The following is a 25,637-nucleotide window of genomic DNA, read 5'->3' as shown; positions in this document are numbered from 1 at the left end:
TGAAATACGGCCAGAACGTAGCGAGTGGGACATCGAGCGGCAATGAATGGAGGCAGCATCCGGCCCACAGCACGAAGGACGTCATGATGTCCCCCAGACGCATATCGCACTCGACCCCCTCCTTCCGTCCCCGCCGACCGGCCCGTCGAGGCGCCCTGATAGCGACGAGCGGGGCGCTCGCACTGACCGCAACGGGCGTCGGAGCCTGGACGATCCTCGCGCCGGGTCCGTGCATCCAGGGTCTGAGCGACGCCGCCGTCCTCGACGGTCGCAGGGCCGCACAGGTCAGCGCCTACCTCGCCACCGAGGAGGCCGGCAGCAGGGACAAGCTGCGCGCCACCCTGGACGGCACGGCGGTCCGCGTCACAGCTGAGGGCGCTCGCCTGAAACTGGCCCTCCCCCACCTCACCGAGGGCCGGCACACCTTGGTGGTAGTGGGCGACAGCAGCCTCCCCTTCGCCTCATACCGCAAGGTCGTGGGCTTCAGTGTGGACGCCACCGCTCCCCAGCTGAAGGTGGCCGACCCCGAAATCAAGAACGCCGCCGCCCCCGTGACCATCACCGGCAATGCCTCCACCGACGCCGAGGTGGCCGTCAACGGCAAGAAGGTCCCCGTCGACAAGGCCGGGGCCTTCAAGGTCACGGTCCCGAAGGGCACCCCCGTCGCTACGGTCACAGCAGTGGACCGCGCCGGAAACACCACCACCACGGACGTGTCCACCCGGGGGCGCCGCCCCATGATCCGTGCCGCACACATCACCGCCATCGGGTGGAGCGACGACACCCTGCGCGGCAACATCCTCGCCCTCGTTCGCAGCGGCAAGCTCAACGCCGTCGAGCTGGACGTCAAGGACGAGGACGGCGAGGTCGGGTACGCCTCCCAGGTGCCGCTGGCCCGCCAGATCGGCGCGGCCAAGGGCTACTACGACGCCGGCAAGGCGATCGCCGAGATCCACGCCGTCGGCGCCCAGGTCATCGGCCGTATCGTGGCCTTCCGCGACCCCAAGCTCGCCGCGGCCTCCTGGAAGTCCGGCAAGCGCGACCAGCTCGTTCTGACGCCGGACGGGCAACCCTACGACGGCGGCCACTACGGAGCCCTCTCCTTCACGAACTTCGCCAACCCCACCGTCCGCAAGTACAACCGGGACCTCGCCGTCGAAGCGGCTCGGCTCGGCTTCGACGACATCCTCTACGACTACGTCCGCCGCCCGGACGGTCCGCTGTCGAACATGCGCTTCCCGGGCATCGGTACCGCCACGCCCGAGCAGTCCATCACCTCGTTCGTCGCCGACACCCGGACCGCGCTGCGTCCGCACGTCAAGTACCTCGGCGTCTCGGTCTTCGGTATCGCCGCCACCCGGCCCACCGAGATCGCGCAGGACATCGGGTCCCTGGCCAAGGTCACCGACTACATCGCACCGATGGTCTACCCGTCCCACTGGGGGCCGGGAGAGTACGGCGTCGAGGAGCCCGACACCGCCCCGTATGCGATCGTGCAGCGTTCGCTCGCCGACTTCGCCCGCCAGGTGAAAGGCACCCAGACCGCAATCGTCCCGTGGCTCCAGGACTTCTCCATGGGCAGCACCTACGGGCCGGGCGAGGTGGCCGAACAGATCAAGGCCGCGGCGGCCAACAAGATGAATTCCTTCATCCTGTGGAACGCCGGTGCCCGCTACCAGGGCGCGGCGCTCCAGCAGATCGCCACTCGCTGACGGGGCCGGCTATGCGTGTCCGAGTCGCCGTCGGCCGTGTGGGAGGCGGGGCGCCATCAGGTGAGTGCTGTGAGCTGGTATGACGCACTGCGGCGAGTGCCCGGAGCCGGCGGTCCCGGCCGGGCTCACCGAAGTGCTGAACCGGATCGGAGGCAACAGCGCGGACTTCTGGGACCTGACGGGCCTTACTGAGCGAAATACCGGGCCGCCTTGCGCAGGATGTCGCGTTCTTCCTCCAGCTCACGGATCCTCTTGCGTGCCGCGGCCAGTTCTGCCTGCACGCCGTCGCCGCCGGACTGCGCAGCGGCCGACGGTGCGGAATGGGCGCCGGGGCGGCGCCCGTCGGCGGCCCGGATCCAATTCCGCAGCGTCTCGGTGTTCACCCCGAGATCGCCGGCCACCGACTTGATCGTCGCTCCCGGCCTCGACCGGTACAAGGCGACCGCGTCCGCCTTGAACTCGCGGGGTAATGCTTCATCCCCACGGGGACTCCGTTCTCCTGGACCACCAAGATCCAAGTGTCTCCGTTGTCCAAAATCCGGGGTCAGGGCCCGGACGCGAAGGGCGTACCTTCCCGAGTGATCGACTTCTGGTCATCGAGTAGGCCGGCGTTGCACCGTCGGTTGGGAAGGCACGCCCGTGCTGAGCGTAGTGAATGCCGATGGAACGACCGGGACCGGTTCTCTGATCGACGACATCGTCCGCGAGGGCGCGAGGCGGATACTGGTCGCCGCTCTGGAGGATGAAGTCAACTCCTACATCGCCGAGTTGGTTGACCAGCGCGACGAGAGTGGGCGCCGCCTGGTGGTCCGCAACGGCTATCACCAGCCCAGGAAGGTCACCACCGCGGCCCTGGGTGATCGAGGTGAAGGCCCCACGCATCAACTACAAGCGCATCGACGGGGCAACCGGCGAGCGCAAGCGGTTATCCTCGGTGATCCTGCCGCCGTGGTGCCGCAAGTCCCCGGAGATCAGCGAGGTGCTGCCGCTCCTGTACCTCCACGGCCTGTCTAGCGGGGACTTCGTGCCCGCGCTCGAGGAGTTCCTCGGCTCCTCGGCGGGCCTGTCGCCGGCCAGCGTCACCCGGCTGACCGCCCAGTGGCAGGCCGACCACAAGGCGTTCAGCGAGCGCGACCTGTCCGCCACGGACTACGTCCACGTCTGGGCCGACGGTATCCACCTGCGCATACGGCTGGAGGCGCCTCGCAGCCTCCCGAAGTCAGCTCAGCCTGCGGCAAAGAAGGCTATCCAGGACATCTACAACGCCGAGGACAAGGAGCACGCGGCCGCCGCGGTCAAGGCGTTCGCCAAGCAGTACGGCGCGAAGTTCCCCAAGGCCGTCAAGAAGATCGTCGATGACGAGGATGACCTGCTGGCGTTCTACGACTTCCCCGCCGAGCACTGGATCCACCTGCGGACAACCAACCCCATCGAGTCGACCTTCGCGACCGCCCGTCTGCGGACCAAGGTTACCAAGGGCGCCGGATCCCGGGCCGCCGCCCTGGCGATGGTCTTCAAGCTCGTCGAGTCCGCCCAGGCCCGCTGGCGAGCCGTGAATGCACCCCACCTCGTTGCCCTCGTCCGCGCGGGGGCCCGCCTTGAACGCGGCCGGCTCGTTGAACGGCCGCAGACGACCGCGGCGTGGATAGGGTGGCGGACCTGCCTCGAAGTTCGAGAACATCCGGTCATGTTGGATGGCACGGCAGGACAGGACCTTCCGGTCGGCTTCGGGTTCCGGCCGTATCGCGGCGACGAAGACCACGGCGCCATGGCCGCGGTGCGGCTGGGGTGTGTTGAACGGGACCGGGTCGATGTCCATTCGGTAGTGGAAGGGCTCCCGACAGCGGCCGAGATCGCCGAAGCTTCTGCCAAGTTGGAGGAGCCGTCCAAGAACCAGATCCTGGTGGTGCTCGACGGGAGCGTCGTCGGCTACTCGACGATCCGGTGGTGGCAAGAGCGGGACGATACGTGGCTGTACCTGCACCGCGGCTACCTCTTGCCCGAGCATCGCGGCCAGGGCATCGGCTCAGCCATGCTGAGCTGGGCCGAAGAGCGGATCCGCCAGCTCGTCAAACAGCATGGAACGGCGCGGACGGCAGTGATCGGCGCGAACGCCATGGCCTCCGAGCAGGACGCCACGGCACTTCTGCGCGCAGCCGGCTACCGGCGTGTCTTCAGCCTGGTCGAGCTGGAGCTGGGCGATCTGCAGCGGGTGCCCGAGCCGGGCAGCGAGCTGCCAGCCGGGATACGGACAGGGCCGATCGGGACAAGCCACTACCGTGCAGCCTGGAGGACGGTCGTCGATTCGTACGCGGACCCCGGTTTCACTCAGAGATGGCCTTTCCAGGACTTCGTCGACACCGCCGACCCGACATGCTGGAGGGCTGCCTGGAACGGGCAGGACATGGTCGGCGTCGCCCTCTGCTCCATCCACCGTCACGACCACACCGTGGGCGAGGTGGAAGAACTGAGTGTCCGGACGGACCAGCGACGCCTCGGAATCGGCCGGGTCCTGCTGCTGGACGGGCTGCGGAGCCTTCGCGAGCAGGGTGCAACGACCGCTCGGCTGTTCACGGGCACGGCAAATCCGCACCGGTCCTACGACCTTTACGAGAGTGTGGGGTTCCGGCGGCAGAACGAGTACGTCCGTTACCGCAAGCCGCTTGCTTGATCGACCGGCCATTGGGCTGTCGGGTCAGTCCACAGGATTTGACAATTCCTCCACCAAGACCGCTGGCAGCTCCTCGACAACGCCGTGCGTCGGCTTGTGCCCGCGTACGAAACGTGACCACCCCCGCGTCTCACGAGATCGACTCCACCACCACACCCGACCGATGCGGAAACAACCGCACCAAACCCCCAGAACCGCACACCCGGAGGCTGCCCAGCTCAACCGCCCAGCATCACAAGATCAGCGACAGAGCCGCCGAACGTGCACAGGTCCAAGGCGACGCTCAGGGATGGATCTCGGTTGTCCCGCATATCGAGCGTCTACGATCGGCGCCATGCCCCGTGGCACGACAGCCCGTTCGCCCGTGAGATGGTTGCTGTCATGACTGTTGGTGCGCCGGGCAGCGAGGTTCTACTCGAGACGAGTCGGCTGCTGCTCAGACCTTGGCGGGTAGACGAGGCTGTCGTCCAGCGTGAACTGTGGACCGAACGTGATCCACGAGTGCCGCCGCACCGCCGAATCGACGCGGACGGACACCCCACGGTCGTGGAGCTCGAGGATTCGATCCGCACCCACAAGGTGTGGTCGACCGGGTTGCTTGCGGTCGAACGGAAGGCGTCTCGTGACGTCATCGGCTATTGCGGGCTGGTCGACAGCGGGCGAGGATCGGTAGGGGAACCGGAACTGGCATTCGAGCTGCTACGCCGAGTTTGGCGTCAGGGATACGCGACCGAGGCCTCGTTGGCGGTTCTGGAATGGGCGCGATCGTCTGGGTACGAACGTCTGTGGGCCACCGTCTGGGACTGGAACACCGCTTCTCGCAGAGTGCTGGCCAAGGTCGGGTTCACCGAGACCGATCGGAAGGAAGTGGACGCGGTACACGGGACCACCTTGTTCACCACGAGACGGCTCTGACACACCCGACGTTTGACCTTGCGGACGGATCCGTGCAGTGCGCCTGGCGACAGGTGTCCCCATTCGCGTCGGCAGGCAGAAGCGGATGCGGCACACACTCCACGCCAGGGCGCTGGGGACGGAACATCACGGTGCCCGGCCGGGCCGTTCTCATGGGTCTCGCCGAGCCCGGTGATCGGATCCCGGTCGGCTGAAGCGTCGCACCTGTCTCCGCCCGTCTCATCGTCAATCCGCACGACGCTGTGCACGTCAGCTGTACTCGGGGGTGCACGTTGACTCGCACGCCGACACGGGGCGGCCAGCCGCCCGTCGGGGCGGCTGGCCGTCGAGGCAGGTAGCGGCAGGGGTCAGCCAGCCTTCGCGGGCTCCTCAGCTCGTGCTCGTGTGCTCGCGAGGCGGTAGGAGTCGGTGCCGGTCTCGATGATGGTGCCGTTGAACGTCAGCCGGTCGACGATGGCCGCGCACAGCCGTGGATCCGTGAACGTCTTCGTCCAGCCGCCGAACGACTCATTCGAGGCGATTGCGACGCTGTTCTTCTCCTCGCGTTCGGTCAGGACCTGGAAGAGGAGCTCGGCGCCGTGGCGGTCGAGTTCCATGTCTGGTTGACAGCGGCGCGCCCGAGGTGAAGGCCGCCGCACGGATCGCCCTGGGACGGTCTCGTCGGCGCCGCTCAGGGCGGAGGCCGGTACCCGCCTGTTCCCGGGGTGGATCCGCCCTCTGGCTGTGGCATCCCAGGCAGGACGGCCCTACCGTGGAGGGACAGCGAGCAGATCTCTGGAGCGCGCCAGGTTCGTCGTCCTCGGACTTGTCCTCCTGATCGCCGCGGTGGTCGTCGGTGTGGCAGGTGTCGTGGCCACTGACGGCAGTGCCCACGAGCACCGGCGGATTCTCCGTATTCGGCTACGGGGTCACCGGCTCCACCGGCACGCTGTTCCTCTACGGCATCGTCGTCGGGGCCGTGGCCCTGCTTGGGCTGAGCCTCGTTGTGGCCGGGGCGTCGTCGCGGAAGAGCGGGCGGCAGGCCCACTGGCTTTGACCCGGCGCGGTATGTCCGCCGGAGCGAAGTCGAGCGGCTGATCAGCAAGCTCAAGGCCCACAGTGCTGTCGCGATGCGTTTCGACAAGCGGGCCTTCGTCTTTGAAGGAACGGTCTTTCTCGCGGCGATCCGGCTCTGGCTCCATTCGTGAGTGAAGCTCAACGCGGGAGTTTAATCACGGTGCCGGATCCGGCGGCACGACCGTGGCGACGGAATGCGAAGGACTGACCTTCCTCAAGCGCGACAGGTTCTTCGAGTACCACTGTCACCTCGGCTCCGTGAAGCGGCCGGACTATGTCGGCGCCCTCGGGCAGTGTGATGGTGCCGAAAACTGCGGCGGTGCGGGCGTGGAAACAGAGACGATCGCCGGAGACAACCTCCGTACTGCCCTGTTCTTCGGACAGCAGGGTGATGTCGGCAGTGAACCCGGTATGGGCGCGGACCGATCCTGGTACCGCGAGCACCTGTCCCCGCTCGACGGTGTCCGCGGCAATGCCACGCAGCAGCATCCCCACGTTCATCTCCGCCCTCGCCTCCCCGATGGACATGTGGTTCTGTTCGATGTCCACGATGCGAGCGGTCGTGCTGCCACCCAAGCCAATGATCTCCACCGCGTCGCCCTTGCGTACCCGGCCGCGTTCGATCCGACCCGTCGTCATGACCACCCTGCCCTGTTGCAGGCAAAAAACGTCTTCGACGGGCATCAGGAACGGCATCTCTACTGCGCCCGCCACTGACGCACCTGGAGAACCGCCCATGAGTACCCATGCTCCCTTGTGACCGAACGTGGCAGCCACGGACGTGAGTCAGAGGCTAACAACCGACGCTGGCGGCTCAGCCCAGGGGCCGACGCAGGCATTCCATCGCAGCTCCGTTACGACCTACCGGACAGGCCCCAGCCAGGAGCCCCCAGCCGGCTGCTCCCGCGGGGCAGTCGGGCCCTGGTCAGATCGTGACCGGGCCGTGGGCCGTGGCGAACTCGACCGAGACCAGGCCCGGTTCCTCATCCTCGACCCAGGTGACGTCGATCTGGTCGAGGGGGTGGTCGGCCGGTTCGCCGAGGAATTCGGCGATGGAGGCGGCGTCGCCGGCAATGGAGACCCCGTGGATGGTGGTGGAGGTGCGCGGGTCGGCGCTCGGGCGCTCCTCGATGGGGACCAACCACTGAAGGAAGTAGGGCAGTTGCGGGTCCTCCAGCAGTTCCAACAGGCCGATCTGCTTCCACCTCAGGTCGAACCCGTCGGGGCGGACACGGTGGCCCTCGGCCGAGGTGCGGCCGAGGCGGGCCTCGACCGGGGCGATGTCGTCGACGGAGACCACCCAACCGAGCCAGCCGCCGCCCTCGGCGGCGCGGCGCGCGACCGCCTGGCCGAAGGGTGCGCGGTCGGCGGCGGGGTGGTCGAGTGTGGTGACGACCTCGACGTAGGTGCCGCCGCTCAGCGGGAGAATAAAATTGCGGGTGCCGAATCGCGGGTGCACGCCCCCGTCGACGAACCCGGCGCCGAGGGCCGATCCGATCCACTGGACGGTCGAGACGAAGCTGTCGCGGGCCACCGCATAGGACACGTGATCAAGTCGCACTGCGCCATCATCACCCGATAACCCGTACAAGTCCCGACGCCACGCCCGCCGCCCCGGCCGCGTCCGCCGTGGATTCAGCCGGAGCGGATCGATCACCGTCATCCCGGCGGGGAGGCCCGGTCGAAGCCAGGCAGCAGCGCTGCCGCCTCGTCGAGGCCACGACCCGCTCGATCAGCCGCTGCGGGGTGAGCGCTGCTGCCAGTGGTCGGGCAGTCGTCCGAAAGGCCGAGGAGCGCGCCACTCCGTAAAGAGCTCAAGCAGCCGCCGGTGCCCAGCATCGTCGATGGCAGGCAGCCCTCTCGCCGAGCCATCGCTGGAACAGCAGCACCTCGAACGCGACTCTGGACGTGCTGCGCGGGGGTCGCTCTTCGCCACCGGGGCAGTCGCCGACGCCGTCGCCGCACGAAGCATCGGCCCCGGCCCCGGACAACGCCACGCCGCCCTCCGTCCCGGCCGCCACGCCGACGTCAGCCCCGTTGCCCGCAACGACGCCTACGGCAGGTAGACCAGCTCCGCACTCGGCGGCCGAATCCGATACGCATGGACCTCCTGGAGCCGCTCCTCCTGCGATGCGAGGAGTGCGGCAGCCGAGGCAGGGTGCCCGGAGAGACGCCCAGTAGCTTCGCGATCGAGTGGATGGAGCCCCGGTCGGGCAGCAGGTCGAGGGCTGCGCGGATGACCTCCTCACTGGCGGTGCTGGGGCGCCCGCCGACTCAGCCGCGGGCACGGGCAGCGGCCAGGCCCTCGTTGGTTCCGATGACGATGGGTTCTCGGAAGATCCGCCAAGGTGGCGAAGACGTGAAAGAGGTGCGCCCCGGTCAACGGCTTGAGCGGTCGATCGGACAGCTGGGATACTTGCGGTTTTGCCGGTGTCAGGGTGAGACATCCCGCGGACCCCCTCAAGCTTGGGCACTGTGCCGCTACGGCGCCGAATGGACCGCCACCAAACTCCGCTGGGGCCTCACCGTCGACGAGGCCGAGAACAACGCGCTGCGGGCCATCGCCGACCGATGCGGGACTACCAAGTCACGTACACGCCGGCACCCTAGAACAACGTCCTGGGGTGGGCCGTCGGCCGCCCGGCCGACGGTCGGCCTGTGCCGCTTTCAACGGAGGACTTCGACGATCGGGGTGAACATGATGTGCTCGCCGTCGTGCCACTGCTCGACGAGATGGAGGCGGTCGGCGAGGACGGAGGGCAGACTGCGGTGCACGACTTTGGTGACTGCGCAGGATTACGCCTGGATACGTTCCTCCCGGATGTTCGGCGACGCGATGGCGAGCGGGTACGGCCTGGGCCTTGTGCGGGACGTCGCCCCCACCGACGTGCTGCGTCTGATGCAGGCCGAGCCGCAGGGCACGGGTGAGGGACTGGATGCTCTGGTCGAGGAACATCTGGAGCATCGCGATGCGACGGATTACTGGGACAACTCCGCCATCGCGGGCGCTTTCACCGTGCCTGGCACGGACGGTGACTGGCCGCTCGTCTTCGACTTCAACGGGGGCGTGGGGATGTCGCGGTTCCTGCCGGCCCTGTCGCTGAACGGGCGGGCCGTGTCACATTCCACCAATGGGGGCGCGCCGATCGATCTCTTCGACTGGTATGAGGACGGCGAGCTGCGGACCGGCTTCGAATGGCCCACGAACAGGTATGGCAGCACCCAGGACGAATTGGTCCCGGTGATGCGTGAGATCGGCTTCGACCTGACCGAGGACGAGGACGGCACGGGCCCGAGCACCGATACCAAGGCGGCGGTTCTTGCCCTCACCGAGCAGCTGACGGGCGTACGGCTCACAGAGGAACTCCTCAAGGGTGCCGAGTACCACTTCGGGCACGTGCCGGAGCAGCCTGCCGAAAAGTGGACCTAGATCGTCATCGACGTCACCGGCGCGGACGGGGAACGGTTCTACAAAGAAGTCACCTGTGAAGAGGCCGAGGCTGCCACCGCCCTCGCCCGGGCCCGGGCCGAGGAACCGATTGTCATCCTCAGGCCCTCGTCCCCTACCCCTTAACTTTCACGCTGACCAAGGACCTGGTGCTTTCGACGCCGTGATGTGGCCCGAACCCGAACCGTCGCACCTGCCCGGGCGCTGGCGGTTCCAACTCAACGAGGCGCCCAGTTAGGGGACGAGGATCAGGGCGATCACCCTGTGCTACACGTCCGTTCGCCGCTATACGAGAACAGGAACGACCACAGCAACCGGGCGACAGGTCATGAGAGGGCGAAGGTTGCCTGATGCGGCACTAGGTATGACTTCCAGTTGCCGCCGTTCTCTGTGTCGAGCTGATGCGTACGCCGAGGACGGTGCCGGTCGGCGCTGAGGCAGTGAAGAAGGTGCGGGCCGTGAGGCAGGCGTCGGGCTTGGCCGCAGGAGAGACGGAGCCGAGATGGAGCGTCGTCTGTCAGCGGTGGACGGCCCCCGGCAGGGCGGCGGCTTCGTTCAGGCAGTGGTCGAGCAGTGCGTGCATGCGCGGAACGGGGAGGGCCGGGTTGGCTGCAGCGCCCTCGGCGGTGCCGGGGTCGGCGAGGAGGGTCTCCAGGGCTTCCGGTGACAGGCTCGGGTTGGCGGCCGCTGCGCGGCGCACCGACGCGTCGGGGTCCTCCACCGGGGGGTCGGGCAGGGCGGGATCGGCTGCAGCCAGGGCGCGTACCTCGGGATCCGGGTGGTCGATGAGGTGAGCCCGGCCGGTACGGGGGAACGCGGGCAGGGCCAGCAGGTGCGGACGGTGGGCCGGGCGGGTGACGAAGACGTCCAGAAGGAGGTGCGGCGGAGCCAGCGGGTGGTGGCAGGCCAGCCGGATCCTCACCTCCTCGTCGTCGTCCTGCGCAAGCGTCGCGGCGAGTTCCGCCGGCAGGCCGGGCCAACTTGCCGCAACCCGGCGGAGCACCGGTTCCTCGGACACCGCACAGGCGGCGAACCAGTCGGGTGACGGCCCGACGTCCGGCTCAATATGCGACCTGGTGAACGGCTCGCCGAAAGGACAGGTGCAGTCAGGACCGTGCCCGAGGACCTGATCGATCGCCCAGTACTCCGCCCAGGTTCGGGAGAAGGGGTGGAGGTGCGCGCACATCCGCACGTCCTCGTCCGGGTCCTCCCTCAACTCCGCCAACAGGTCCGGTCCTACGTCGGGCCGGGCGGCAACCGACGCGCGGACCTCCGCGTCGGGGTGGCGGGCGAGCCTGGCGAGGGCGTAGGCCGGGGTGTGCTGGTTCCGGGTCAAGAGGTGCACCGTGCCGTCCGCGAAGCACTGCTCGACGAGCGCAGGGGACAGAGCACACGTGGCGAACACGAATCCGTTGCGCGAACCGAAGGACGGCAGCATGGCCTCCACCCGTTCCGGGTCCAGCGACCAGTTCCTGTCCTGCGCCGCTTCACGGACGGCGGGGTCCGGATCGTCGAGCAGCGCCGCCCGCTGCGCCGGGGTGAGGGAGTGCCACCTCCAAGTGGCCCGTATCCGGAGTTCGGGCTGCTCGTGGCCGACGATGGAGCGGAAGAAGAACAGCGGGATCTGCCGGGACGAATCGAGCTCCGCGATGATCTCGTTCTCGGTGACCTTGCCGTCCTCGCCCCCGTCCTGGGCGGTCAGGAGGGTGACGAGAATGTCGTCCGGCAGCGGTCGGACCCATCGGGGGTAGTGACGGGGGCCGCGGGCGAGCCACCCCCGGAGGATCCCCGACGGGTCCGTCGCCAAGGGGGCGAGCCGCGCCGGGTCGACGTACCGGTTACGGGCGAGCGCGCGGCGGATGACGTAGTCCGGATGGCGCAGGGCAGCGTCGATGACGGCGTCAGGCAGGTCACGATCCTCGCACATCAGCAGGCCGACCTCACCAGCCGCTCGATCCAACAGGCGTACCAGTACCTCGGAGGGCGCCGCCGGATTGAAGGCGATGCCGCGCAGCCACGGTTCACGCAGAGAGTCGAACACCGTGTCATCCTGCCACCTCGCCTCCTGAACCGGGCCGCCCGACTACGAATGCGGCGTCGCCTACCGGCGGCTCCGTCCGCAGGGCTTCGGACCACGTGGCGAGGGGCCTGCTCATGATGCGCACGCTGGCCGTACCCGGCACACCGCCAGGCTCCGCGTCCACCCCCGCCGGGGAAACACACGACATCCCGGGCAAGTCAGGCAACCGGGCGTTGCTGAAACTCGGCTTCATCGTCTTCCGTGCCCACGGAGTGTTCTCGCTCTTGAGCAACAAACGCACTCGCTACTGAACCGACACAGCCAGTGCCCTGACCGGCCTGGACAAGGAGCACCCAGAGACCTGTTCGGGTCGAACGTCAGCCCGTACGGCACCTTCCGCCTGGATATGAGCACGCGGCTCGACCCTGGGTGTCGGCTGCCGTGCCCCGTACCCGGTCGACCGGGGACCGGACAAGCACCGCGGCCTCCCGCGGTTGATCACGCACGAGGCCATGGTTTCCCCTGTTCGGTGTCAGGCGCGGTTCACTTTCCGCCGTGTTCGGCGAGGGTGTGCGCGACGAGTGCGTTGGCGTGGCCGTGGCCCAGGCCGCGCTCGGTCTTGAGCCAGGAGACAAGCTCCATGTGTTTGGTCAGGGGTGAGGAGCGGATCAGGTCCTTCCACTCGGCGATCGGGCGGCCGTACTTCTTCTCGATCGAGGGGAAGTAGCTGGCGGGGCCCTTCACTGGTTCGGTCATGCTTCCGATTCCCTTCGGTTCGCACTTAGTGATCTTGGATTGTCGCCTTGCCGGGAGGAGCGGGCAAGGGAGGAGGTGGCTACCGCCGCGCCGTGGGCGCCGCGGGCATCAGCCGGGTGGTGACCACGGTGAGCCAGAGGAGGCCGAGCCCGGCTCCGGCGGTGAACGCCAGGACGGTGGCGGACGAGCCGACGAACCCGGCGAGGATGCCCACCGGCGCGATGCGGGAGGCGACGGCCCACCCGCGTCGGTTCTGGGCGGCGAAGTGGCGGGCCAGCACGAGGAATGCGGCGCACAGCGCCAGGTAGCCCACCATGCCGCTGAACATGTGGATGGCGCCGTGCGTGCTCAGGGAGGCGGCGCGGGCCTCGGGGGCACCGGCGGGGAATCCGGCACCCGGGTCGGCGGCGAAGGCGCCGGCGAGCAGGAACGAGGCGCCGAACACGCCGGTCAGCCGCGGCGCCCAGGTGCCGCCGGGTGTCTCGCGCAGCGTCTGGCGCATCCCGACCGCGCCGGCGATGACCAGGACGCCCGTGAGCAGGAAGGCGGTGACCTGGATCCATCCGAGGTCGCCGAGGCTCAGCTGGCTGAGGGCGTTGCGGGTGAAGTCGAAGCCGTCGCGGGTGAGTCCCTGAATCAGGCCCGCGCCCAGGAACAGCGGGCCCGCCACGGCGGCGCCGGCCAGCAGGGCCCGCGTCGCCGGCCGTGCCGGGGCGGACACGGTGATCCGGGCACTGATGGTCTGGGTCATGTGATGTCTTCCTCGGCGGAGAGAGCCAATATCGGAACTGGACGGTGTGGTACTGCTTCGAGCTGGACGGTACAGTACTCACGCGGGAACTGGACTGTCCAGTACTGAACTTGGGAGGCGGCATGGAAGCAAGCGAGCACGGCCGGTCAGCGCTCAAACGCCAGGCGATCATGGAGGCCGCGACCAGTGCTTTCATGAGCAAGGGCTACTCCGGAACCAGCATGGACGACATCGCGAAGCTGGCCGCGGTGTCCAAGCAGACCGTCTACAAGCACTTCTCCGACAAGGAGAAGCTGTTCGCCGAGATCGTCCTGGCCACCACCGACCGGATCGACACCATGGTCGACCTGGTGTCCCACCTCCCGGCCGACGCCGACGCCCTGGAAGAGAACCTGACCCATCTCGCCCGCCAGTTCCTGGCCGCACTCACCCAGCCCCAGGTCCTTCAGCTGCGGCGCCTGGTCATCGCCAACGCGGACGCCTTCCCTGAACTGGGTGCCAACTGGTACAAGCAGGGCTTCGAACGGGTCCTGGCCACCCTGGCGACCACCTTTCAGCGCCTCGCCGACCACGGGCTGCTCCTCTGCGACGAACCGCTCCTGGCCGCCAACCACTTCTCCGGCCTGTTGCTGTGGATCCCCGTGAACAAAGCCATGTTCCACGGCAGCCCCCAGCACACCGAGGCCGAGCTCGACCACTACGCCACCGCTGGCGTCCGGGCCTTCCTCGCCGCCTACCGCTGACCGCTGCCGACACACCCTTGAGGGGGGCCACATGCCCTGGTCCGAGCGCACCGTTGTGCGCGACGGCATACGCATCTCCTGTCGCGACTGGGGCGGAGTGGAGCCACCCGTCGTCCTGCTGCACGGACTGGCCGGCCACGCGGGCGAATGGGACGCGATCGCCCGAAACCTGAGCCCCCATCGCCGTGTCGTCGCAGTCGACCAGCGCGGCCACTGTGCCAGCGAGCGGCACCCCCATGACCGCTCGCGCGCCGCATACGTCGCCGACGTCGTCGCGGTCCTCGATCAACTGGACCTCCGGCAGCCCGTCCTGATCGGCCAGTCGCTCGGCGGCCACACCGCCATGCTCACCGCCGCCGCGCATCCCGACCTCGTCCGCGCGCTCGTCCTGGTCGAGGCCGCACCCGGCGGGCCGAGTCCGCAGCTTCCCGCCGAGATCGGCAGCTGGCTCGACTCGTGGCCGGCCCCGTTCCCGACGAGAGAGGCCGCCGCGGCGTTCCTCGGCGGCGGCCCGGTCGGCGAGGGCTGGGCCGCCGGACTGGAGGAACGTGACGGCGCATGGTGGCCGCGCTTTGACCGCGACGTGATGGTCGACTCCCTGGCCGAGAACGCCCAGCGTTCCTACTGGGACGAGTGGGCAAGCATCACCTGCCCGACACTGGCCGTGCTCGGCCAATCCGGCATCATCGCTCCGGAGGAATGCGGCAGGATGCTCCAGCAGCGACCCGAAACGGTGGCCGTGAGCGTTCCCGGGGCTGGACACGACCTCCATCTGGAACAACCCGACATCCTGCTGGAGGCGCTCAAACGGTTCCTCTGAGATAGGACCGAGCCACCGCAGCCTTCGCCGGCAGCCGCCTCGACAGGCTCTGGGCACCGGGCCGTGTCCTGAGACCCCACCAGGCGAGCCATCAGGCCATCCGGACGGCAGGCTCCAGGTGCCCGCGAGCCGGCCGGGCGGGCGCAGGCTGGAGACATGCCCGACCAGACGGAGATCGTCATCCATCCCGTGTCGCCCGAACGGCGCGCGGAAAGTAACCGTGCACGCGCTGGGCGCCGGAGCTGCGGGTGGGGTTTTGCAGGGTGGTGTCGACGACGCCGGTCATCCCGATGGCGAACATGCCTTCGACTTCGCGGCGCAGAAGGGATCCGAAGATGACGCCGACGGCGCCGTAGGTCATGGCGCTGGCAGCTTGGCCACGGTGTGCGTGACCCAGCGTTCGAGGCGGGCCCGGTTCTCGTCTCGCCTGGCGAGGATCCCTGCCGTCACCAGCACCCCTCGGACGTATGACGTGGGCGCGTTCTGCGGGAAAGCGTCGAGGGCTTCGTGGGTGAGGCTGCCCGGCTGGCGGACGAGCTGAGCCAGAAGGCGCACTGAAGGACTGCATCGGACCCAGGCGAGGACCGGGTAGGGGTTGGCGGCGTCGGTCAGGACTGACACCAGCGGCCGCAGGTGGTCCGGAACGATGCCGGCGGTCATCCGCCAGGAGGTGTCGGAGCTGGTCGGTGAGGGCCGTCCTGGCCGCCGACGCTCTCGTTGTCGAACCCGTGGTACACGGGACGGGACCCGCTCCTGGCGGGGGGAGGTTCGTCCATGTGCTTGCCTCCTGTGGCCGATGACGCGGGTCGCCCCGAAGCTGGCTGGGTGCCCTGCGAGTGCGGGGACATGTGTCTGGAAGGAGTCAGATGTCCGAACGCAACACCGTCATGCGCAGTCTGCATGACATCGGCTTGGCGGCTTGGTTCGGCGGCTCCCTGATGGGAGCGGTCGCCCTGAACAAGGCGACGGGCAACGCGGTGAAGGATTCTGTTCTCGCCTCGCGTATTGCCAGTGCCGGCTGGGCTGCCTGGACTCCGGTGAACGCGGCTGCGATCGGCACTCACCTGGTCGGCGGGGCCGGACTTCTGGGCGCCAACAGCGCCCGAGTGGCCTACCAGAGCGGCGTCGGCGCCTCCACCGTCACCAAAACCGTCCTTACCGGAGCCGCGCTGGCCGCCACGGCCTACAGCCGTGTGCTCGGCAAGAAGGTGGAACTCGCCTCGTCCCCGAACTCCGAGGATCAAACGGCGGCCGAAGCAAACCCGGTGGAAGTTGAGCAGGCGCAGCGCCACCTCGCGATGCTGCAGTGGGTCGTACCGGCTCTGACGGCCGGGATGCTGGTACTCAACGTCCTGCACGGAGAGCAGCAGCGCCCTGAGCAGCAGCAGGCAGGGTTGCTGCGTCGGGCCGCCTCTCCCCTGGCAATGGCAGGCGGGAGGGGTGTGGCTGCCGTACGCAGTGCCCGCCATCACAGCGCGGTGACGGGCCGCTGCTGAGCTCTTCGGCACAAGCGTCGGCCTGGGCCTTCGGCTTGCCCCGGACCGTTGCATTCCTGCTGGCTGGTGGACGCCCGGTCCGCTGTCCGCACCCGAGATCATTCACGTTCACGCAAGGAGAGACGCTGTGCCCAGAGCTGCCACGACGAAGGTGACGCAACCCGTCACGGACGACAGCATCAAGGTGCGCCAACTCAGCCACTACCAGTTCAGCTGGGTAGCCGGTGAACCCGCTGCCCCAGGCACGTTCACCGTGCAACTCGTACTCGACGAAGGCGCCTGGGAGGAGGTGCTCACCGTCGACGCCGATGACGCCGACGTCCTCCAGGATCTCCTGCGCAGTACGCCGACCGTGCACTACGACGTCAGCCGTCGAACGCTGATGTTCGGCGTCACCGCTGTCGGCACCTGAGTACCTGTTCGCCGACCCCGGGTGAGAGAAGTCGAATGCGGCCTTGCCGGCGGGACCGGCAGCGAAGGAGCTGTACGGGAGCAATGCGACCCCGAGCAGCACACGCCGGCCGAGCGGGAGCGAGCCGAAGCCGAGGAACTGACCCTGCTCGGCTTCGGCCGCGTTTCGCGCACCACAGTGCAACGCATGCGCCTGGGTTACCGCAAGCAGGACCTGCGGGGCCTTCTCGACCACCGGCACCGCGCCTTCAGTCCCACGGGGCGGGCCGACGAGCGGGTCGTCGCCTCGGTCCGCGAGGCGCTCTGATGCTCGTCTGGAGCGCGGCATCACTGGACACACGGGGAACCATGACGCTGCTGCGCACTCCGGCTCTCGTCCTACTCGGCGAGATCTCCTGCGCCTTCTACCTCGTCCACTGGCCCGTGCTGGCCGCCTTCCCGCAGAACGCGCCTCGGGGAACGGTGGGCACCGTCTGCGTGTGCTTCCTACTGGCGCTGCTCGCCTCTTGGCTGCTGTACGTACTCGTGGAGAAACCCTGCTGCTCCCGCCTCACAAGCGGCAAACCCCGCCCCGCCTGGGAGCTGCGCTCGTAGGAGCGCGGCAGCCCTGCTGTGCCCACATGGAGCGTCGTCGCCGCGTGCCCCTCGTCGCGGGCCGGCGGGGTCAGTGCGGGGATGCCATGGCACAGCGCCGGCATGGGCCGACGGCTCGCCCCGCGGCGGGGCCGGAGTTCGCCGGCCGGAAGCGCGGGCACCACCTGGCCCCCGGCAAGCAGTGCCGGGGGCCAGGGTGCGTGGAGTATGGGTCAGCGCTCCGGCGTATCGCTGCCGTAGGAACGACGGACCGCGTCGGCGGCCTTGTCGGTCTGAGCGTCGTACTTGTCACCTGTACGCTCATCGATCAGCCGCTCGGCGCTCGCAACACCCTTGTCGGCCTGGTCGGGGTGGCCCTTGGCCATCTCCTTGGCCTTGTCAGCCATGTCTCCCAGCTTGCCCATGAGTACCTCCCACGAATAGCGCGTGCGTCGTACCACGGCGCACCTACCCGCGAGACCCACGCCTACCCAGCCCCGCTGGACGCTCATCACCCGATGTGCGAGGTGCGCGGCAAGGAGCCCCTTGCTCGTAGCCGGCTCATGATCCTCGCCATGCTCCATAAGGGCGCGCTCGATCCACGAGTCCGGTCCCCCGCGGTCGCTGCAGGGAGTCAGGGTGGCGTCTTTTCAGTGAAGAGGTGCGCACGGTGGGGGCCGGGGCGTCGCCGTCACCGCAAGGGGGAAGCGGTCGTGCGCGACGATATGGATAAACGATTCATCAGTGCGCCGGAAACAGGGCTGGACCCGACCCAGCCGACGGCCGCTGACCGCCAGACCAGGGCGGGCAGAGCATCGGCCAGGATCCAGTGGCCATCTCCAAGACGAGGACGCGGCGACGCTCCCCCGCGCCGGGTCGCCGGGGGCGTCCTGCCGCGGGTGCGTCAGGACCAGCCGCCTGGGCACACGCGGTCCATGTCCGGAGAACACGCACGCCCCACGAGCGCCCTCTTCCGCTCCGACCCCGGCCCCGACCCCGAGTCGCCGCACGGAGCGCGGCACGGGCGCCGGGAGGGATTCGGCAGACGGCTGCGGCGCAGGATCCTCACGTACCGCGGCATCGAGTTCCTCTCCACCCGCATTCCCAACGATCCCGGCCCCGGGCAGGAGTGCCTGCTCCTGGTCCACCTCCGCATGGTCGTCGGTCAGATCCACTACCGGCTCTGCACCGCCTGCGGTGAGGGTGTGATCACCGGCGTCGACATCGACGAACGCTTCCTCTCCAGCGGACTGCCCACCCGCGCACTGTCACAGCTGCGCTCCCGCCACGCGGGCACGACCTGGCGCAGCAATCAGACCCTGCACACCCCACGTGACCTGCTGCGCCGCATGCGTATCTCCACCACCCCGGCCGGCATCGCGTGCGTCCATGCCTCTCCCGCTCCGGCTTCGCTGCAACCGGCCGGCTGACCCATTCGCTGCGTGGCTCACGCGACAGTCCCGGCTGGCTCTTGCGGCGGTGCCTCGCCACGGCTGAGGAACGCGAGGCCCTCGCCGCGTCCAGACGGCGGCCGAAGGAGCCGCCCGCGTGGCTGGTCGAGCGCGGGATCGGAGGCGGTCGGCTTCCGGCCCGCGTGCACACCGGGGACTGCTGGGACACCGGCCACCGCTGCGCTTTCGCCGACCCCGAGCAGATACGGCGACTACTGGCCGAGGGCGTGCTGTCCTGCATCCGCTGCCGGCTCAGCGCCCCCCGCGGAGTACCGGCGGGTCGGCGGGGTGGCGTGGGTACGCGGCAGCGGGCTGCGTGCACCGGGTCGTTGGGGGCATGGTCGCGAAGGCAGGGGTCATGCAGACTCTACCCTGAGGCTGTCCAGTCGATCAGCATCACGGCGCCACTGGCGCCGCTGGCCGGACCGAACAAGGCGATCTTCGTGCCGGGGTGGAGGCGGCCTTCCTCGTGGGCGAAGGCGAGTTGCAGGGGCAGGGTGGCGGCGGCCACGTTGCCCGTGCGGGGAAAGGTGGGCACGACTGTGCCGGGACGGACGCCGAGGCGTTCGGAGAACGTGTTCACTGCATGCAGTGTCCAGAAGGTCTGGAAGATGGGCGAGCGCGAGCTGTACCCGCCGGTCGAGCCGTACGAGAAGGGGATGCTCGACGTCGGCGACGGCAATCTCGTCTACTGGGAGGTCTGCGGCAACCGTGATCAACGATCGCGGACCCGACGTCTCACCGCCAACCATGCACGAGCTCGTTAGTGGTCCACATTGATGAGCACGGGAATCGTGTGCTGGTGATAGGGGATGAATACTTGTTCCCCATCGTGTGTCCCGCCGTAACAGACCGGAATGCTGTGATGGAACTTGGTGACCTTGATTGCTACTTTGCCGCCGCCCTTGATGCAGTCAATGCCGGTGGCGGCTTGAGCTGATGAAGCGCCCATCATGCTCATCCCGGCGAGAGAAGCCGATACCAGTGCGACGGCAAGGAAACGTTGCGTGCGCATGAAGCACCTCGGTTTGGCTGGTCCCGGAGTGATGTCGTGTTCGACCGGACGGAAGGCGGCCTGCGGAGCGTCAGTAACGCCAGGGCTGGTCGTTCGGCCCGAGGGCCCAGAGCCTGTCGGAGGACGGGTACGAGGTGTCGAGGTAGAGCGTATTCCAACTGCCGTTCCCATACGAGTCGATCGTCAGCGCGAGGCTCTTGTCGACGACGGGACGCCAGATCTGCCAGGGCGAATTCGTGTCGGAGACCGTCTCGGGCTGGAGGTTCCACTTCTGGATCTCGGACCCGTTGCAGGTCTTCACGACGACTCGCATCCCGCGCGTGGGTGAATTGGTCAGGGGCTGGAGGCATTTGTTCGCCGCCACGTTCCTGAGGATGCGGTTGTGCGTGCCGTCGGGCAGTCGGCCGCTGACGACCTGTGACGTCCACTCCTCCGTGCTGTACTTCCAGTTCGGGTCCCGCAAGCTGTTGGCGAAGGCACCCTCGGCCGCGGTGTTGTTGTCCAGCAGGGCGAGGCGCGAGCCGTCCTTCTTGTTGATGAGGTCGAAGGAGCCGGCCGCAGGACTGGCAGCGGCACTACCGGGTCCTCGCCGACCTCGCGGAACCGAGGCCGGCGGGGTGCTGCCCGAGATCAAGCCCGGCGTGCTGTTCGAGGGCGACGACCTGGGCAAGGGGCTTCAGCGGCAGAAGCAGCCGGGCCCTGGGCGCAGCTGTCACCGATCAGCAGGAGCGGCTGTCCACGCTGGGCGTCAAGCCGCTTGAAGCACTGTCTCCCGCCCGCGGTGCCAAGCCCGGGGTGAAGACCGAGCAAGGCGCAGCAGGCGTTCCGACGGGGCCTGGCAGCCCTCACGCAGTGGGTCGAACGGGAGGGCTCGACCGGCCGGTGCCAAGGGGCCACGGCGAAGAGATCGCGGTCGACGGTGAGGCTGAGCCGTCGCTCGTGAAGCTGGGCCTATGCGAATCCAACACCCGGGCAAAGCCGGTCCTTGCAATCTGAGCCTGGAGCCGCCGTTCGCGTGGGTGTCGTCCTCATCCGGCGACAAGGTCTGGCCGATGTGGCGCACTCGCTGCTCCGCACGCGCCGACGCCCCGGTTACCGAACGGGGTGGGGTGATGATTTCCTACATCAGGTATTCAGTTCCTGACCTGCTGGTCTTTGGTCCTCTGACGGTGTCACCCGGGGGTGCCCGAGCTGCGTCCATTCGGAAAACCACCAGGCGCCGGTGACCACGAATCCCCACACCAACCCGTTGAGTAGCGCCGTCCGCCAGGGTGCGTGCTCACTCCAACGCTCGACGCCTGTCAACGCCGCCCAGCTGATCACAAGTACAACTGCCGTACGAATGCGTCGATGCCTGAACATGCGCCTCGCCTACCCCAAACGCCTGGGCTAAACAGAGGTCGCGCTCTGCCGGGTTCGCACGATCGGTGGGGATTGCCGACACTGCTGCATATCGCTGGCGATACCGGTCAGGCGGGCGGAGGAACATCCGGCGACGCGAATGGAGGCACGACGATGGACTGGCGTCACAAGGCTGCCTGCCGACGGGAAGACCCGGACCTGTTCTTCCCCGTTGGTACCGGTGGCCCGGCTTTGCTCCAAATCGAGAAGGCCAAGGCAGTATGCCGCCGTTGCCCGGTTCTGGAGGACTGCTTGAAGTGGGCCCTTGAAGGTGGCTTGGAGATGGGCGTGTGCGGCGGCCTGACCGAGGACGAGCGGCGCGCAGTCAAGCGTCGGAAGACGCGAGCGGCCCGAGCCCGGCTGGACGCCTGATCTCACCAACCTTCCGTCCTGCTAGAGGACTCGCGTCCGTATGCCGTGCCACGCCGGGATGCTGGCCGCCCTCGCGGTGACCTGCGGCGTGGGCGGCAGGATCGCCGTACACGCGGTGACCGCCGTTGCTGCGTTCCGGCTCGGCCGGCAGGCCGCGCCGCTCGTGGTAGCGCACCGTCTGGACGTTCACCCCCGCCGCCTCGGTGACTGCCCACTGCCCAGGCCCGTGCTCACCGCCGCGCCCCGGCGCCAGCGGTCCGCGCGGCCAGCGCGTCCAGGACCGTCTTGTGCGTCTGGTCCGCTTCGATGTCCAGACGGATCAGGTCCTCGCCGGGGGGGTGGTGGTCCGCAGCGAACGCAGCCGGTCGGCGATCTCGTACAAGTCCAGGCGCAGGGCGCGGATATCGGTGATCAGGTCGCCAGGGTTCGTACGAGGGGTCGAAGAGCTTCCCGGATGCCTCCACAGGTAGGCGATGGCGACGCCGTAGCCGTAGGCCTCGTTCCGCGCGGGGAGCGGGCGCAGGAGAACGCACTCCTCCAGGAACACTGCGGCGCATCAGAAGGCGTCAGGGTGTCTCGGGTCAGGAGCCATCGGTAGTCGAGGAGCAGTTCCACAGGGTCAGGCCGCCCGCGGCGTGTCGTGTTACAGGGGCCGGCGGGACGCCCATGCAGTCCCCCCGGCCTACCGCGGGGGCCAAGTCCATCTGAGGGTGAACCTGGTGGTCGGAGTGCTGGACGCCCTGGCTGCTGGTGTGCGGTACGCAGATGTGCGGATCCACGACTACGGGCTCTGGAGGGCGAAACGAAAGGAGACGCCCCTCAGTGCGCTCGAAACGGCGAAGTGCCTGGACTTCATTACCGGAGTGAGTGGCGAGGTCACACGGGGGCGGGCTCGGGTTGGAGGTCGGCACTGGTGGCCGTGCGCACGCGGCGGGCCGTCGTCGCCAGGGCGAGGCGGAAGTCGTCCGCGGTGGCTCCGGGCCGGGCCGGCCCAGCAGTGGGTGGATGCGGCGTCAGCGGTGGCCGACACCGGCAGCGGCAAGGACTCGGGCGCGACAGCACAGCGGCGGGCCGACGGTCGATGACTGTCGGCCCGGCGCCTACGTCAGCTGTCGGCCCGGAGTCGCCTGCGTCAGCTGCCGGGGAGCTGCTCCTGCAGCCAGTCGAAGACGACATCGCAGTGCTGCTGCGGAGCCATCGGGGAGCAGTGCAGCTGCGCGCCGGTGGCCGTGGTGAGCTTCAGGAAGTCCTTGTGGGGAGCCGTCAGCTTGTCGAACATCTGACGCGGCTGACCGGGATAGAACTGCTCGTAGTCGTAGTCGAGGACCAGCGTGGGCACCTTGATGCGGCCGACGATGTTCGTGATGTCCATCGATTCGATGAGTTTGGCGGGGGTCCAGAAGTCGGTGAACATCTTGCCCTTGCGAGCGTCGAGCATCGCCGGCACGGAGAAGGGCTCGATGCGCTTCTTGATCGTCGCGGCCACGTCCGGGGGCAGCTCGGGGACGACCTCCTTGTTCCAGATGGTGTTCGTCTCCCCCTTGTCCGGGGTGACGATCTTCCGGAGCTCCGGAGGAAAGCCGAGCCATGGCGACAAGCAGCCGGGCATCGCCACCAGAGCGGCGATCCTGTTCTCGAATGCCGCGGCCCGGGGCGCCAGGTTTCCGCCCATGCTCAGCCCGGTCAAGGCGATCCTGTCCGTGTCCACGTCCGGCCGGGCTACCAGCCAGTCGACGAGCGGCGTCACGACGGTCTCCCAACGCGGTGTGAAGACCACGCGGTCGACGAAGAGCAGCTGCCCCTGGCCCGGCCCGTCGTACACCAGGGCGTTCCAGCCACGCGCCAGAGCGGCCGAGACGCCGTAGGTCCACATGTCGACGTCCTGCCCGTCGCTGCCGTTCGTGAGGATCACGGTGGGGCGCCGCTCGCCCGAGGTGTCCGGCCGGAAGAACCACACCGGCAGCGGCGTCTTCCCGTACGGGACCTTCCCCGTCACCGGCGCCGGGTCGCCCAGTCCGCAGAACTTGTCCCAGGCGCCGCGCCCGGCCTTGTACAGCCGCTCCTCGCTGCCCGGGTCTTCGGACCCCAGGACGAAGAACAGCGCCTGGCCGTAGTACTGCGCGGCCCGCAGGGCACGGAAGCGCGTGGTCTCCTGGTCAGGCGCGCGGCCCTGGGGCGGCCCCATGAGCTGATCGCCGAGTTTCCTGAAGGTCTCGGTGTACGTCTGGGCCGAGAGGCCGGCCTTGTTGATTGCGTTCACGGCGGTGAGCACCTCGCCCACCTCGGCGGCGCCGAATCCGGCCCCGCCGAGCGCCAAGAGCCCGTTGAAGTTGAAGGCCGGGTCCTTGAAGAGGGTCATCACTCCGGGCGTGGGTCCGCCCGCCGGGACGGAGGCCGACCCCGAGGGAGCGCGGGCGGGGGCATTCGCAGGCGAAGCCCCCGACCGCGTGCACCCGGCGGCCAGCACGGCCCCGGCCCCGCCGACGAGCCCGGCGAGCGTGGTGCGACGGGTGGGGCCGGAGGCGGGGTCGCTCGGTACGTACGTCATGGCAGCCGAACGTAGGAGCCGCACCTGCGGCCTTCTTGTGCGCGACACCCGCTGTTCCCCCGAATAGCCCTTCATGCGGTGCCTGGATGCCCCAACCGCCCGAGCCGCGGCACCGCTAGGTTGCCGCGCGCAGACGCTTGCCCCGCAGGCCCAGCACCACCTTCACCGGGACCAGCACCACCCACCACAGCTGCGCGCCCGTCGGGGAGACGAAGGCGAGCGGCACGGCGACGGCGAAGACCAGGACCATCGACGCCAGGTCGAGCACGTCGTTGCGCGCCACGGGATCGGGCATCGCCTTGCTGCTCAGCCACGGGCGCTTCCACAGCACGACCGTCAGCACGAGCTGTGCGGCCCCGATGGCCGCGGCGGCGCCGGAGTAGACCGCCACCGACTGCGGCTGGTCCCCGTACTCGGCCAGCAGGGTGGTGGGGAAGGGCATCAGGGCGATCAGCCCCAGGTTCAACAGCCCGAGCTTGATGACTGTTCCGTCCACCTCCCGCACGTACCGGAAGACCTGATGGTGGCCCTGCCAGAACGCTGCGATGACGACGAAGCTGAGGGCGTACGCCCACAGGTTTGGTCCCGCCTCGCCCAGAGCCTCTTTGAAAGCGGCCGTGTCCAGCCCGGCGGGCAGTTTGATGTCCAGCGCCAGCAAGGTCATCGCGATGGCGAAGACGCCGTCCGACAGCGCGAGGACCCGGGTCGCGCTCCCCTCGTCTTCCCGCATTCGCTGGTAGCCGTTCACCTCGCCACCATAGGGTTGAGCGTCCCGGAATCTCCCGATATCGACGTGCGTGACGCGAAGTTCGACCGGGTCGGCCGTCTCGGAATCTTGGTGTTGTAGCCCTTGGCTGTGCGGGGATGCCCGTCAGCGGACCCGCCCGGTGCCAGGCCGGGGTCGTCCAAGCCGCCATGACCATCGCGCACGGCAGGATCACGCCGCAGGCCGCGACCGCCTTCGAGCGGCAGCCGGCTCTCACGGCTGCGCTGACAGAGCCGGCTGCGAGGCTCGAAGCCTCGGTGCTGGAGAAGTGGGTACGTCAGTTGCTCAGGCGCAGAGGCCGCACCGGGGGTGGGGTCCTCTGGTGAGCGCCGGGCCATCTCGGGTCTGGCTAGGTGTCGGCGAGACGCGTATCCGCGGCGACCGGATCATCGCGATCACTCCCGGGCACGAGCAACTGCTCCTTGAGGTTCCCGGTGTCGCGACCTCGCTGGAACCCCACCGGTCCACCAGACCGGGCTAACGGCCATCAGTGTCGCCGACCAGTGAAACTGCGGGCGGCGGTATCAGCTGCCGCGAAAGCGGTCTCACACAACCTGGCAACACCCCAGCACAACCACCACCGCACACACCAACTGCCCTCCCTCTTGACGACGCCAGCCGAGGTGCGACTGACCGGAAATGAGGGGCCAAGGCAGTACCACTGCCATTCGTCTGATGCATCACAAGTGAGGACGCGTTGCTGATCGCCCCC

General features: G+C 68.5%; 28 protein-coding genes and 6 pseudogenes. 17 read left to right on the top strand and 17 right to left on the bottom strand.

Translation table 11 applies throughout. The annotated features are described in order from the left end of the window. Positions 1-86: 86 nt before the first annotated feature. A complete protein-coding gene (locus AC0666_RS26935) occupies positions 87-1,712 on the top strand; it encodes a putative glycoside hydrolase (RefSeq protein ID WP_478708440.1) in 1,626 nt (541 codons plus the stop codon). 185 nt (positions 1,713-1,897) lie between these two features. Here AC0666_RS26935 and AC0666_RS26930 read toward each other — a convergent pair whose 3' ends face one another. After that, positions 1,898-2,230 carry a transposase gene (locus AC0666_RS26930; RefSeq protein WP_468964223.1) on the bottom strand — a complete coding sequence of 111 codons (333 nt, stop codon included), beginning with the start codon at positions 2,228-2,230 and terminating at the stop codon, positions 1,898-1,900. A gap of 133 nt (positions 2,231-2,363) precedes the next feature. Here AC0666_RS26930 and AC0666_RS26925 point away from each other — a divergent pair. The 3 genes and pseudogenes from AC0666_RS26925 to AC0666_RS26915 all read left to right on the top strand — a co-directional run. After that, positions 2,364-3,354 (top strand): annotated as a pseudogene (locus tag AC0666_RS26925) (transposase); the annotation flags it as partial. Between the two features lie 45 nt (positions 3,355-3,399). Beyond that, positions 3,400-4,383, top strand: coding sequence for a GNAT family N-acetyltransferase (locus AC0666_RS26920; RefSeq protein ID WP_468964333.1), 984 nt, complete (start codon positions 3,400-3,402; stop codon positions 4,381-4,383). A gap of 381 nt (positions 4,384-4,764) precedes the next feature. Further along, positions 4,765-5,298, top strand: a complete 534-nt coding sequence (locus AC0666_RS26915) for a GNAT family N-acetyltransferase (RefSeq protein WP_468964221.1) — start codon at positions 4,765-4,767, stop codon at positions 5,296-5,298. A gap of 347 nt (positions 5,299-5,645) precedes the next feature. Here AC0666_RS26915 and AC0666_RS26910 read toward each other — a convergent pair. Beyond that, positions 5,646-5,894, bottom strand: a pseudogene (locus AC0666_RS26910) (ATP-binding protein); the annotation flags it as partial. Between the two features lie 269 nt (positions 5,895-6,163). Between AC0666_RS26910 and AC0666_RS26905 the strand changes: the two are divergent. Both AC0666_RS26905 and AC0666_RS26900 read left to right on the top strand, forming a co-directional pair. Then, positions 6,164-6,334, top strand: a complete 171-nt coding sequence (locus AC0666_RS26905) for a hypothetical protein (RefSeq protein ID WP_478708477.1) — start codon at positions 6,164-6,166, stop codon at positions 6,332-6,334. Continuing rightward, positions 6,294-6,485 (top strand): annotated as a pseudogene (locus tag AC0666_RS26900) (IS5/IS1182 family transposase); the annotation flags it as partial. The gene AC0666_RS26905 and the pseudogene AC0666_RS26900, both read left to right, overlap by 41 nt. A gap of 7 nt (positions 6,486-6,492) precedes the next feature. Here the strand turns inward: AC0666_RS26900 and AC0666_RS26895 are convergent. Continuing rightward, entirely contained in the window at positions 6,493-7,131 is a 639-nt protein-coding gene (locus AC0666_RS26895) for an EF-Tu/IF-2/RF-3 family GTPase (RefSeq protein ID WP_468964217.1), read from the bottom strand. 148 nt (positions 7,132-7,279) lie between these two features. Beyond that, positions 7,280-7,915 (bottom strand): VOC family protein, encoded by a 636-nt coding sequence (locus AC0666_RS26890; RefSeq protein ID WP_214939799.1) that lies wholly within the window; start codon positions 7,913-7,915, stop codon positions 7,280-7,282. 1,221 nt (positions 7,916-9,136) lie between these two features. Here AC0666_RS26890 and AC0666_RS26885 point away from each other — a divergent pair. Further along, the gene (locus AC0666_RS26885; RefSeq protein WP_468964212.1) at positions 9,137-9,784 is read left to right on the top strand and encodes a DUF6461 domain-containing protein; all 648 of its coding nucleotides are present in this window, start codon (positions 9,137-9,139) and stop codon (positions 9,782-9,784) included. Positions 9,785-10,319: 535 nt separating this feature from the next. On the opposite strand, the gene AC0666_RS26880 is transcribed toward AC0666_RS26885, so the two are convergent. Beyond that, positions 10,320-11,843, bottom strand: coding sequence for a hypothetical protein (locus tag AC0666_RS26880; protein ID WP_478708439.1), 1,524 nt, complete (start codon positions 11,841-11,843; stop codon positions 10,320-10,322). Positions 11,844-11,956: 113 nt separating this feature from the next. Here AC0666_RS26880 and AC0666_RS26875 point away from each other — a divergent pair, with 113 nt between their 5' ends. After that, positions 11,957-12,133 (top strand): hypothetical protein, encoded by a 177-nt coding sequence (locus AC0666_RS26875; RefSeq protein WP_468964209.1) that lies wholly within the window; start codon positions 11,957-11,959, stop codon positions 12,131-12,133. A 232-nt stretch (positions 12,134-12,365) separates the two neighbouring features. Here AC0666_RS26875 and AC0666_RS26870 read toward each other — a convergent pair whose 3' ends face one another. Beyond that, complete coding sequence (locus tag AC0666_RS26870; protein WP_478708438.1) at positions 12,366-12,578, bottom strand: DUF4287 domain-containing protein; 213 nt, start codon at positions 12,576-12,578, stop codon at positions 12,366-12,368. 79 nt (positions 12,579-12,657) lie between these two features. Further along, positions 12,658-13,329 (bottom strand): DUF998 domain-containing protein, encoded by a 672-nt coding sequence (locus tag AC0666_RS26865; protein ID WP_468964205.1) that lies wholly within the window; start codon positions 13,327-13,329, stop codon positions 12,658-12,660. A gap of 122 nt (positions 13,330-13,451) precedes the next feature. Here AC0666_RS26865 and AC0666_RS26860 point away from each other — a divergent pair, with 122 nt between their 5' ends. Further along, the gene (locus AC0666_RS26860; protein ID WP_478708437.1) at positions 13,452-14,072 is read left to right on the top strand and encodes a TetR/AcrR family transcriptional regulator; all 621 of its coding nucleotides are present in this window, start codon (positions 13,452-13,454) and stop codon (positions 14,070-14,072) included. Between the two features lie 31 nt (positions 14,073-14,103). Then, positions 14,104-14,892, top strand: a complete 789-nt coding sequence (locus AC0666_RS26855) for an alpha/beta fold hydrolase (protein ID WP_478708436.1) — start codon at positions 14,104-14,106, stop codon at positions 14,890-14,892. 232 nt (positions 14,893-15,124) lie between these two features. On the opposite strand, the pseudogene AC0666_RS26850 reads toward AC0666_RS26855, so the two are convergent. Next, positions 15,125-15,259 (bottom strand): annotated as a pseudogene (locus AC0666_RS26850) (ABC transporter permease); the annotation flags it as partial. Beyond that, positions 15,250-15,552, bottom strand: a complete 303-nt coding sequence (locus AC0666_RS26845) for a hypothetical protein (protein WP_478708476.1) — start codon at positions 15,550-15,552, stop codon at positions 15,250-15,252. The pseudogene AC0666_RS26850 and the gene AC0666_RS26845, both read right to left, overlap by 10 nt. Positions 15,553-15,758: 206 nt before the next feature. Between AC0666_RS26845 and AC0666_RS26840 the strand changes: the two genes are divergently transcribed. From AC0666_RS26840 to AC0666_RS26830, 3 genes are all read left to right on the top strand, one after another. Next, a complete protein-coding gene (locus AC0666_RS26840; protein WP_478708435.1) occupies positions 15,759-16,388 on the top strand; it encodes a hypothetical protein in 630 nt (209 codons plus the stop codon). Between the two features lie 127 nt (positions 16,389-16,515). After that, a complete protein-coding gene (locus AC0666_RS26835; RefSeq protein ID WP_468587334.1) occupies positions 16,516-16,800 on the top strand; it encodes a hypothetical protein in 285 nt (94 codons plus the stop codon). A 347-nt stretch (positions 16,801-17,147) separates the two neighbouring features. Beyond that, positions 17,148-17,393: a hypothetical protein gene (locus AC0666_RS26830; RefSeq protein WP_478708434.1), complete on the top strand. Its 246-nt coding sequence runs from the start codon at positions 17,148-17,150 to the stop codon at positions 17,391-17,393. Between the two features lie 212 nt (positions 17,394-17,605). Here the strand turns inward: AC0666_RS26830 and AC0666_RS26825 are convergent, their stop codons facing one another. Further along, positions 17,606-17,797, bottom strand: coding sequence for an antitoxin (locus AC0666_RS26825; protein WP_468587330.1), 192 nt, complete (start codon positions 17,795-17,797; stop codon positions 17,606-17,608). A gap of 510 nt (positions 17,798-18,307) precedes the next feature. Between AC0666_RS26825 and AC0666_RS26820 the strand changes: the two genes are divergently transcribed. Together AC0666_RS26820 and AC0666_RS26815 are read left to right on the top strand one after the other, a co-directional pair. Continuing rightward, positions 18,308-18,802 carry a hypothetical protein gene (locus AC0666_RS26820; RefSeq protein ID WP_468964195.1) on the top strand — a complete coding sequence of 165 codons (495 nt, stop codon included), beginning with the start codon at positions 18,308-18,310 and terminating at the stop codon, positions 18,800-18,802. Next, positions 18,754-19,062: pseudogene (locus AC0666_RS26815) on the top strand (DUF6233 domain-containing protein); the annotation flags it as partial. The gene AC0666_RS26820 and the pseudogene AC0666_RS26815, both read left to right, overlap by 49 nt. A gap of 128 nt (positions 19,063-19,190) precedes the next feature. Here AC0666_RS26815 and AC0666_RS26810 read toward each other — a convergent pair. Further along, positions 19,191-19,406 (bottom strand): 3-oxoacyl-[acyl-carrier-protein] synthase III C-terminal domain-containing protein, encoded by a 216-nt coding sequence (locus tag AC0666_RS26810; protein ID WP_478708433.1) that lies wholly within the window; start codon positions 19,404-19,406, stop codon positions 19,191-19,193. A 28-nt stretch (positions 19,407-19,434) separates the two neighbouring features. Here AC0666_RS26810 and AC0666_RS26805 point away from each other — a divergent pair. Then, a pseudogene (locus tag AC0666_RS26805) lies at positions 19,435-19,539 on the top strand (prolyl aminopeptidase); the annotation flags it as partial. 47 nt (positions 19,540-19,586) lie between these two features. Here the strand turns inward: AC0666_RS26805 and AC0666_RS26800 are convergent. After that, the gene (locus AC0666_RS26800; protein ID WP_468964194.1) at positions 19,587-19,838 is read right to left on the bottom strand and encodes a hypothetical protein; all 252 of its coding nucleotides are present in this window, start codon (positions 19,836-19,838) and stop codon (positions 19,587-19,589) included. A 70-nt stretch (positions 19,839-19,908) separates the two neighbouring features. Further along, a complete protein-coding gene (locus tag AC0666_RS26795) occupies positions 19,909-20,472 on the bottom strand; it encodes an RICIN domain-containing protein (protein ID WP_478708432.1) in 564 nt (187 codons plus the stop codon). Positions 20,473-21,353: 881 nt separating this feature from the next. Here AC0666_RS26795 and AC0666_RS26790 point away from each other — a divergent pair. Further along, the gene (locus AC0666_RS26790; protein ID WP_468964331.1) at positions 21,354-21,611 is read left to right on the top strand and encodes a WhiB family transcriptional regulator; all 258 of its coding nucleotides are present in this window, start codon (positions 21,354-21,356) and stop codon (positions 21,609-21,611) included. Here AC0666_RS26790 and AC0666_RS26785 read toward each other — a convergent pair. The 4 genes from AC0666_RS26785 to AC0666_RS26770 all read right to left on the bottom strand — a co-directional run bounded on the left by AC0666_RS26785 (position 21,565) and on the right by AC0666_RS26770 (position 24,907). Continuing rightward, positions 21,565-21,864: a MerR family DNA-binding transcriptional regulator gene (locus AC0666_RS26785; RefSeq protein ID WP_478708472.1), complete on the bottom strand. Its 300-nt coding sequence runs from the start codon at positions 21,862-21,864 to the stop codon at positions 21,565-21,567. The genes AC0666_RS26790 and AC0666_RS26785 overlap by 47 nt on opposite strands. 66 nt (positions 21,865-21,930) lie before the next feature. Continuing rightward, positions 21,931-22,158, bottom strand: a complete 228-nt coding sequence (locus tag AC0666_RS26780) for a hypothetical protein (RefSeq protein ID WP_478708431.1) — start codon at positions 22,156-22,158, stop codon at positions 21,931-21,933. A gap of 585 nt (positions 22,159-22,743) precedes the next feature. Next, complete coding sequence (locus tag AC0666_RS26775) at positions 22,744-24,159, bottom strand: alpha/beta hydrolase family protein (RefSeq protein ID WP_468964189.1); 1,416 nt, start codon at positions 24,157-24,159, stop codon at positions 22,744-22,746. Positions 24,160-24,274: 115 nt separating this feature from the next. Continuing rightward, positions 24,275-24,907: a TMEM175 family protein gene (locus AC0666_RS26770; RefSeq protein WP_468964187.1), complete on the bottom strand. Its 633-nt coding sequence runs from the start codon at positions 24,905-24,907 to the stop codon at positions 24,275-24,277. Between the last annotated feature and the right edge of the window lie 730 nt (positions 24,908-25,637).

It is taken from the genome of Streptomyces sp. NPDC043680 (genome assembly GCF_056436685.1).
Note: the sequence above shows the minus strand (reverse complement) of the source record. Positions and strands in the feature narration are given on the sequence as shown.

What these genes read in the sequence shown, in the direction of transcription:
- AC0666_RS26935 (WP_478708440.1), top strand. Translation starts at nt 87, where the DNA reads ATGTCCCCCAGACGCATATCGCACTCGACCCCCTCCTTCCGTCCCCGC.
- AC0666_RS26920 (WP_468964333.1), top strand. Translation starts at nt 3,400, where the DNA reads ATGTTGGATGGCACGGCAGGACAGGACCTTCCGGTCGGCTTCGGGTTC.
- AC0666_RS26915 (WP_468964221.1), top strand. Translation starts at nt 4,765, where the DNA reads ATGACTGTTGGTGCGCCGGGCAGCGAGGTTCTACTCGAGACGAGTCGG.
- AC0666_RS26875 (WP_468964209.1), top strand. Translation starts at nt 11,957, where the DNA reads ATGATGCGCACGCTGGCCGTACCCGGCACACCGCCAGGCTCCGCGTCC.
- AC0666_RS26870 (WP_478708438.1), bottom strand. Translation starts at nt 12,578, where the DNA reads ATGACCGAACCAGTGAAGGGCCCCGCCAGCTACTTCCCCTCGATCGAG.
- AC0666_RS26865 (WP_468964205.1), bottom strand. Translation starts at nt 13,329, where the DNA reads ATGACCCAGACCATCAGTGCCCGGATCACCGTGTCCGCCCCGGCACGG.
- AC0666_RS26860 (WP_478708437.1), top strand. Translation starts at nt 13,452, where the DNA reads ATGGAAGCAAGCGAGCACGGCCGGTCAGCGCTCAAACGCCAGGCGATC.
- AC0666_RS26855 (WP_478708436.1), top strand. Translation starts at nt 14,104, where the DNA reads ATGCCCTGGTCCGAGCGCACCGTTGTGCGCGACGGCATACGCATCTCC.
- AC0666_RS26845 (WP_478708476.1), bottom strand. Translation starts at nt 15,552, where the DNA reads ATGACCGCCGGCATCGTTCCGGACCACCTGCGGCCGCTGGTGTCAGTC.
- AC0666_RS26840 (WP_478708435.1), top strand. Translation starts at nt 15,759, where the DNA reads ATGTCCGAACGCAACACCGTCATGCGCAGTCTGCATGACATCGGCTTG.
- AC0666_RS26830 (WP_478708434.1), top strand. Translation starts at nt 17,148, where the DNA reads ATGACGCTGCTGCGCACTCCGGCTCTCGTCCTACTCGGCGAGATCTCC.
- AC0666_RS26825 (WP_468587330.1), bottom strand. Translation starts at nt 17,797, where the DNA reads ATGGGCAAGCTGGGAGACATGGCTGACAAGGCCAAGGAGATGGCCAAG.
- AC0666_RS26820 (WP_468964195.1), top strand. Translation starts at nt 18,308, where the DNA reads ATGTCCGGAGAACACGCACGCCCCACGAGCGCCCTCTTCCGCTCCGAC.
- AC0666_RS26800 (WP_468964194.1), bottom strand. Translation starts at nt 19,838, where the DNA reads ATGCGCACGCAACGTTTCCTTGCCGTCGCACTGGTATCGGCTTCTCTC.
- AC0666_RS26790 (WP_468964331.1), top strand. Translation starts at nt 21,354, where the DNA reads ATGGACTGGCGTCACAAGGCTGCCTGCCGACGGGAAGACCCGGACCTG.
- AC0666_RS26775 (WP_468964189.1), bottom strand. Translation starts at nt 24,159, where the DNA reads ATGACGTACGTACCGAGCGACCCCGCCTCCGGCCCCACCCGTCGCACC.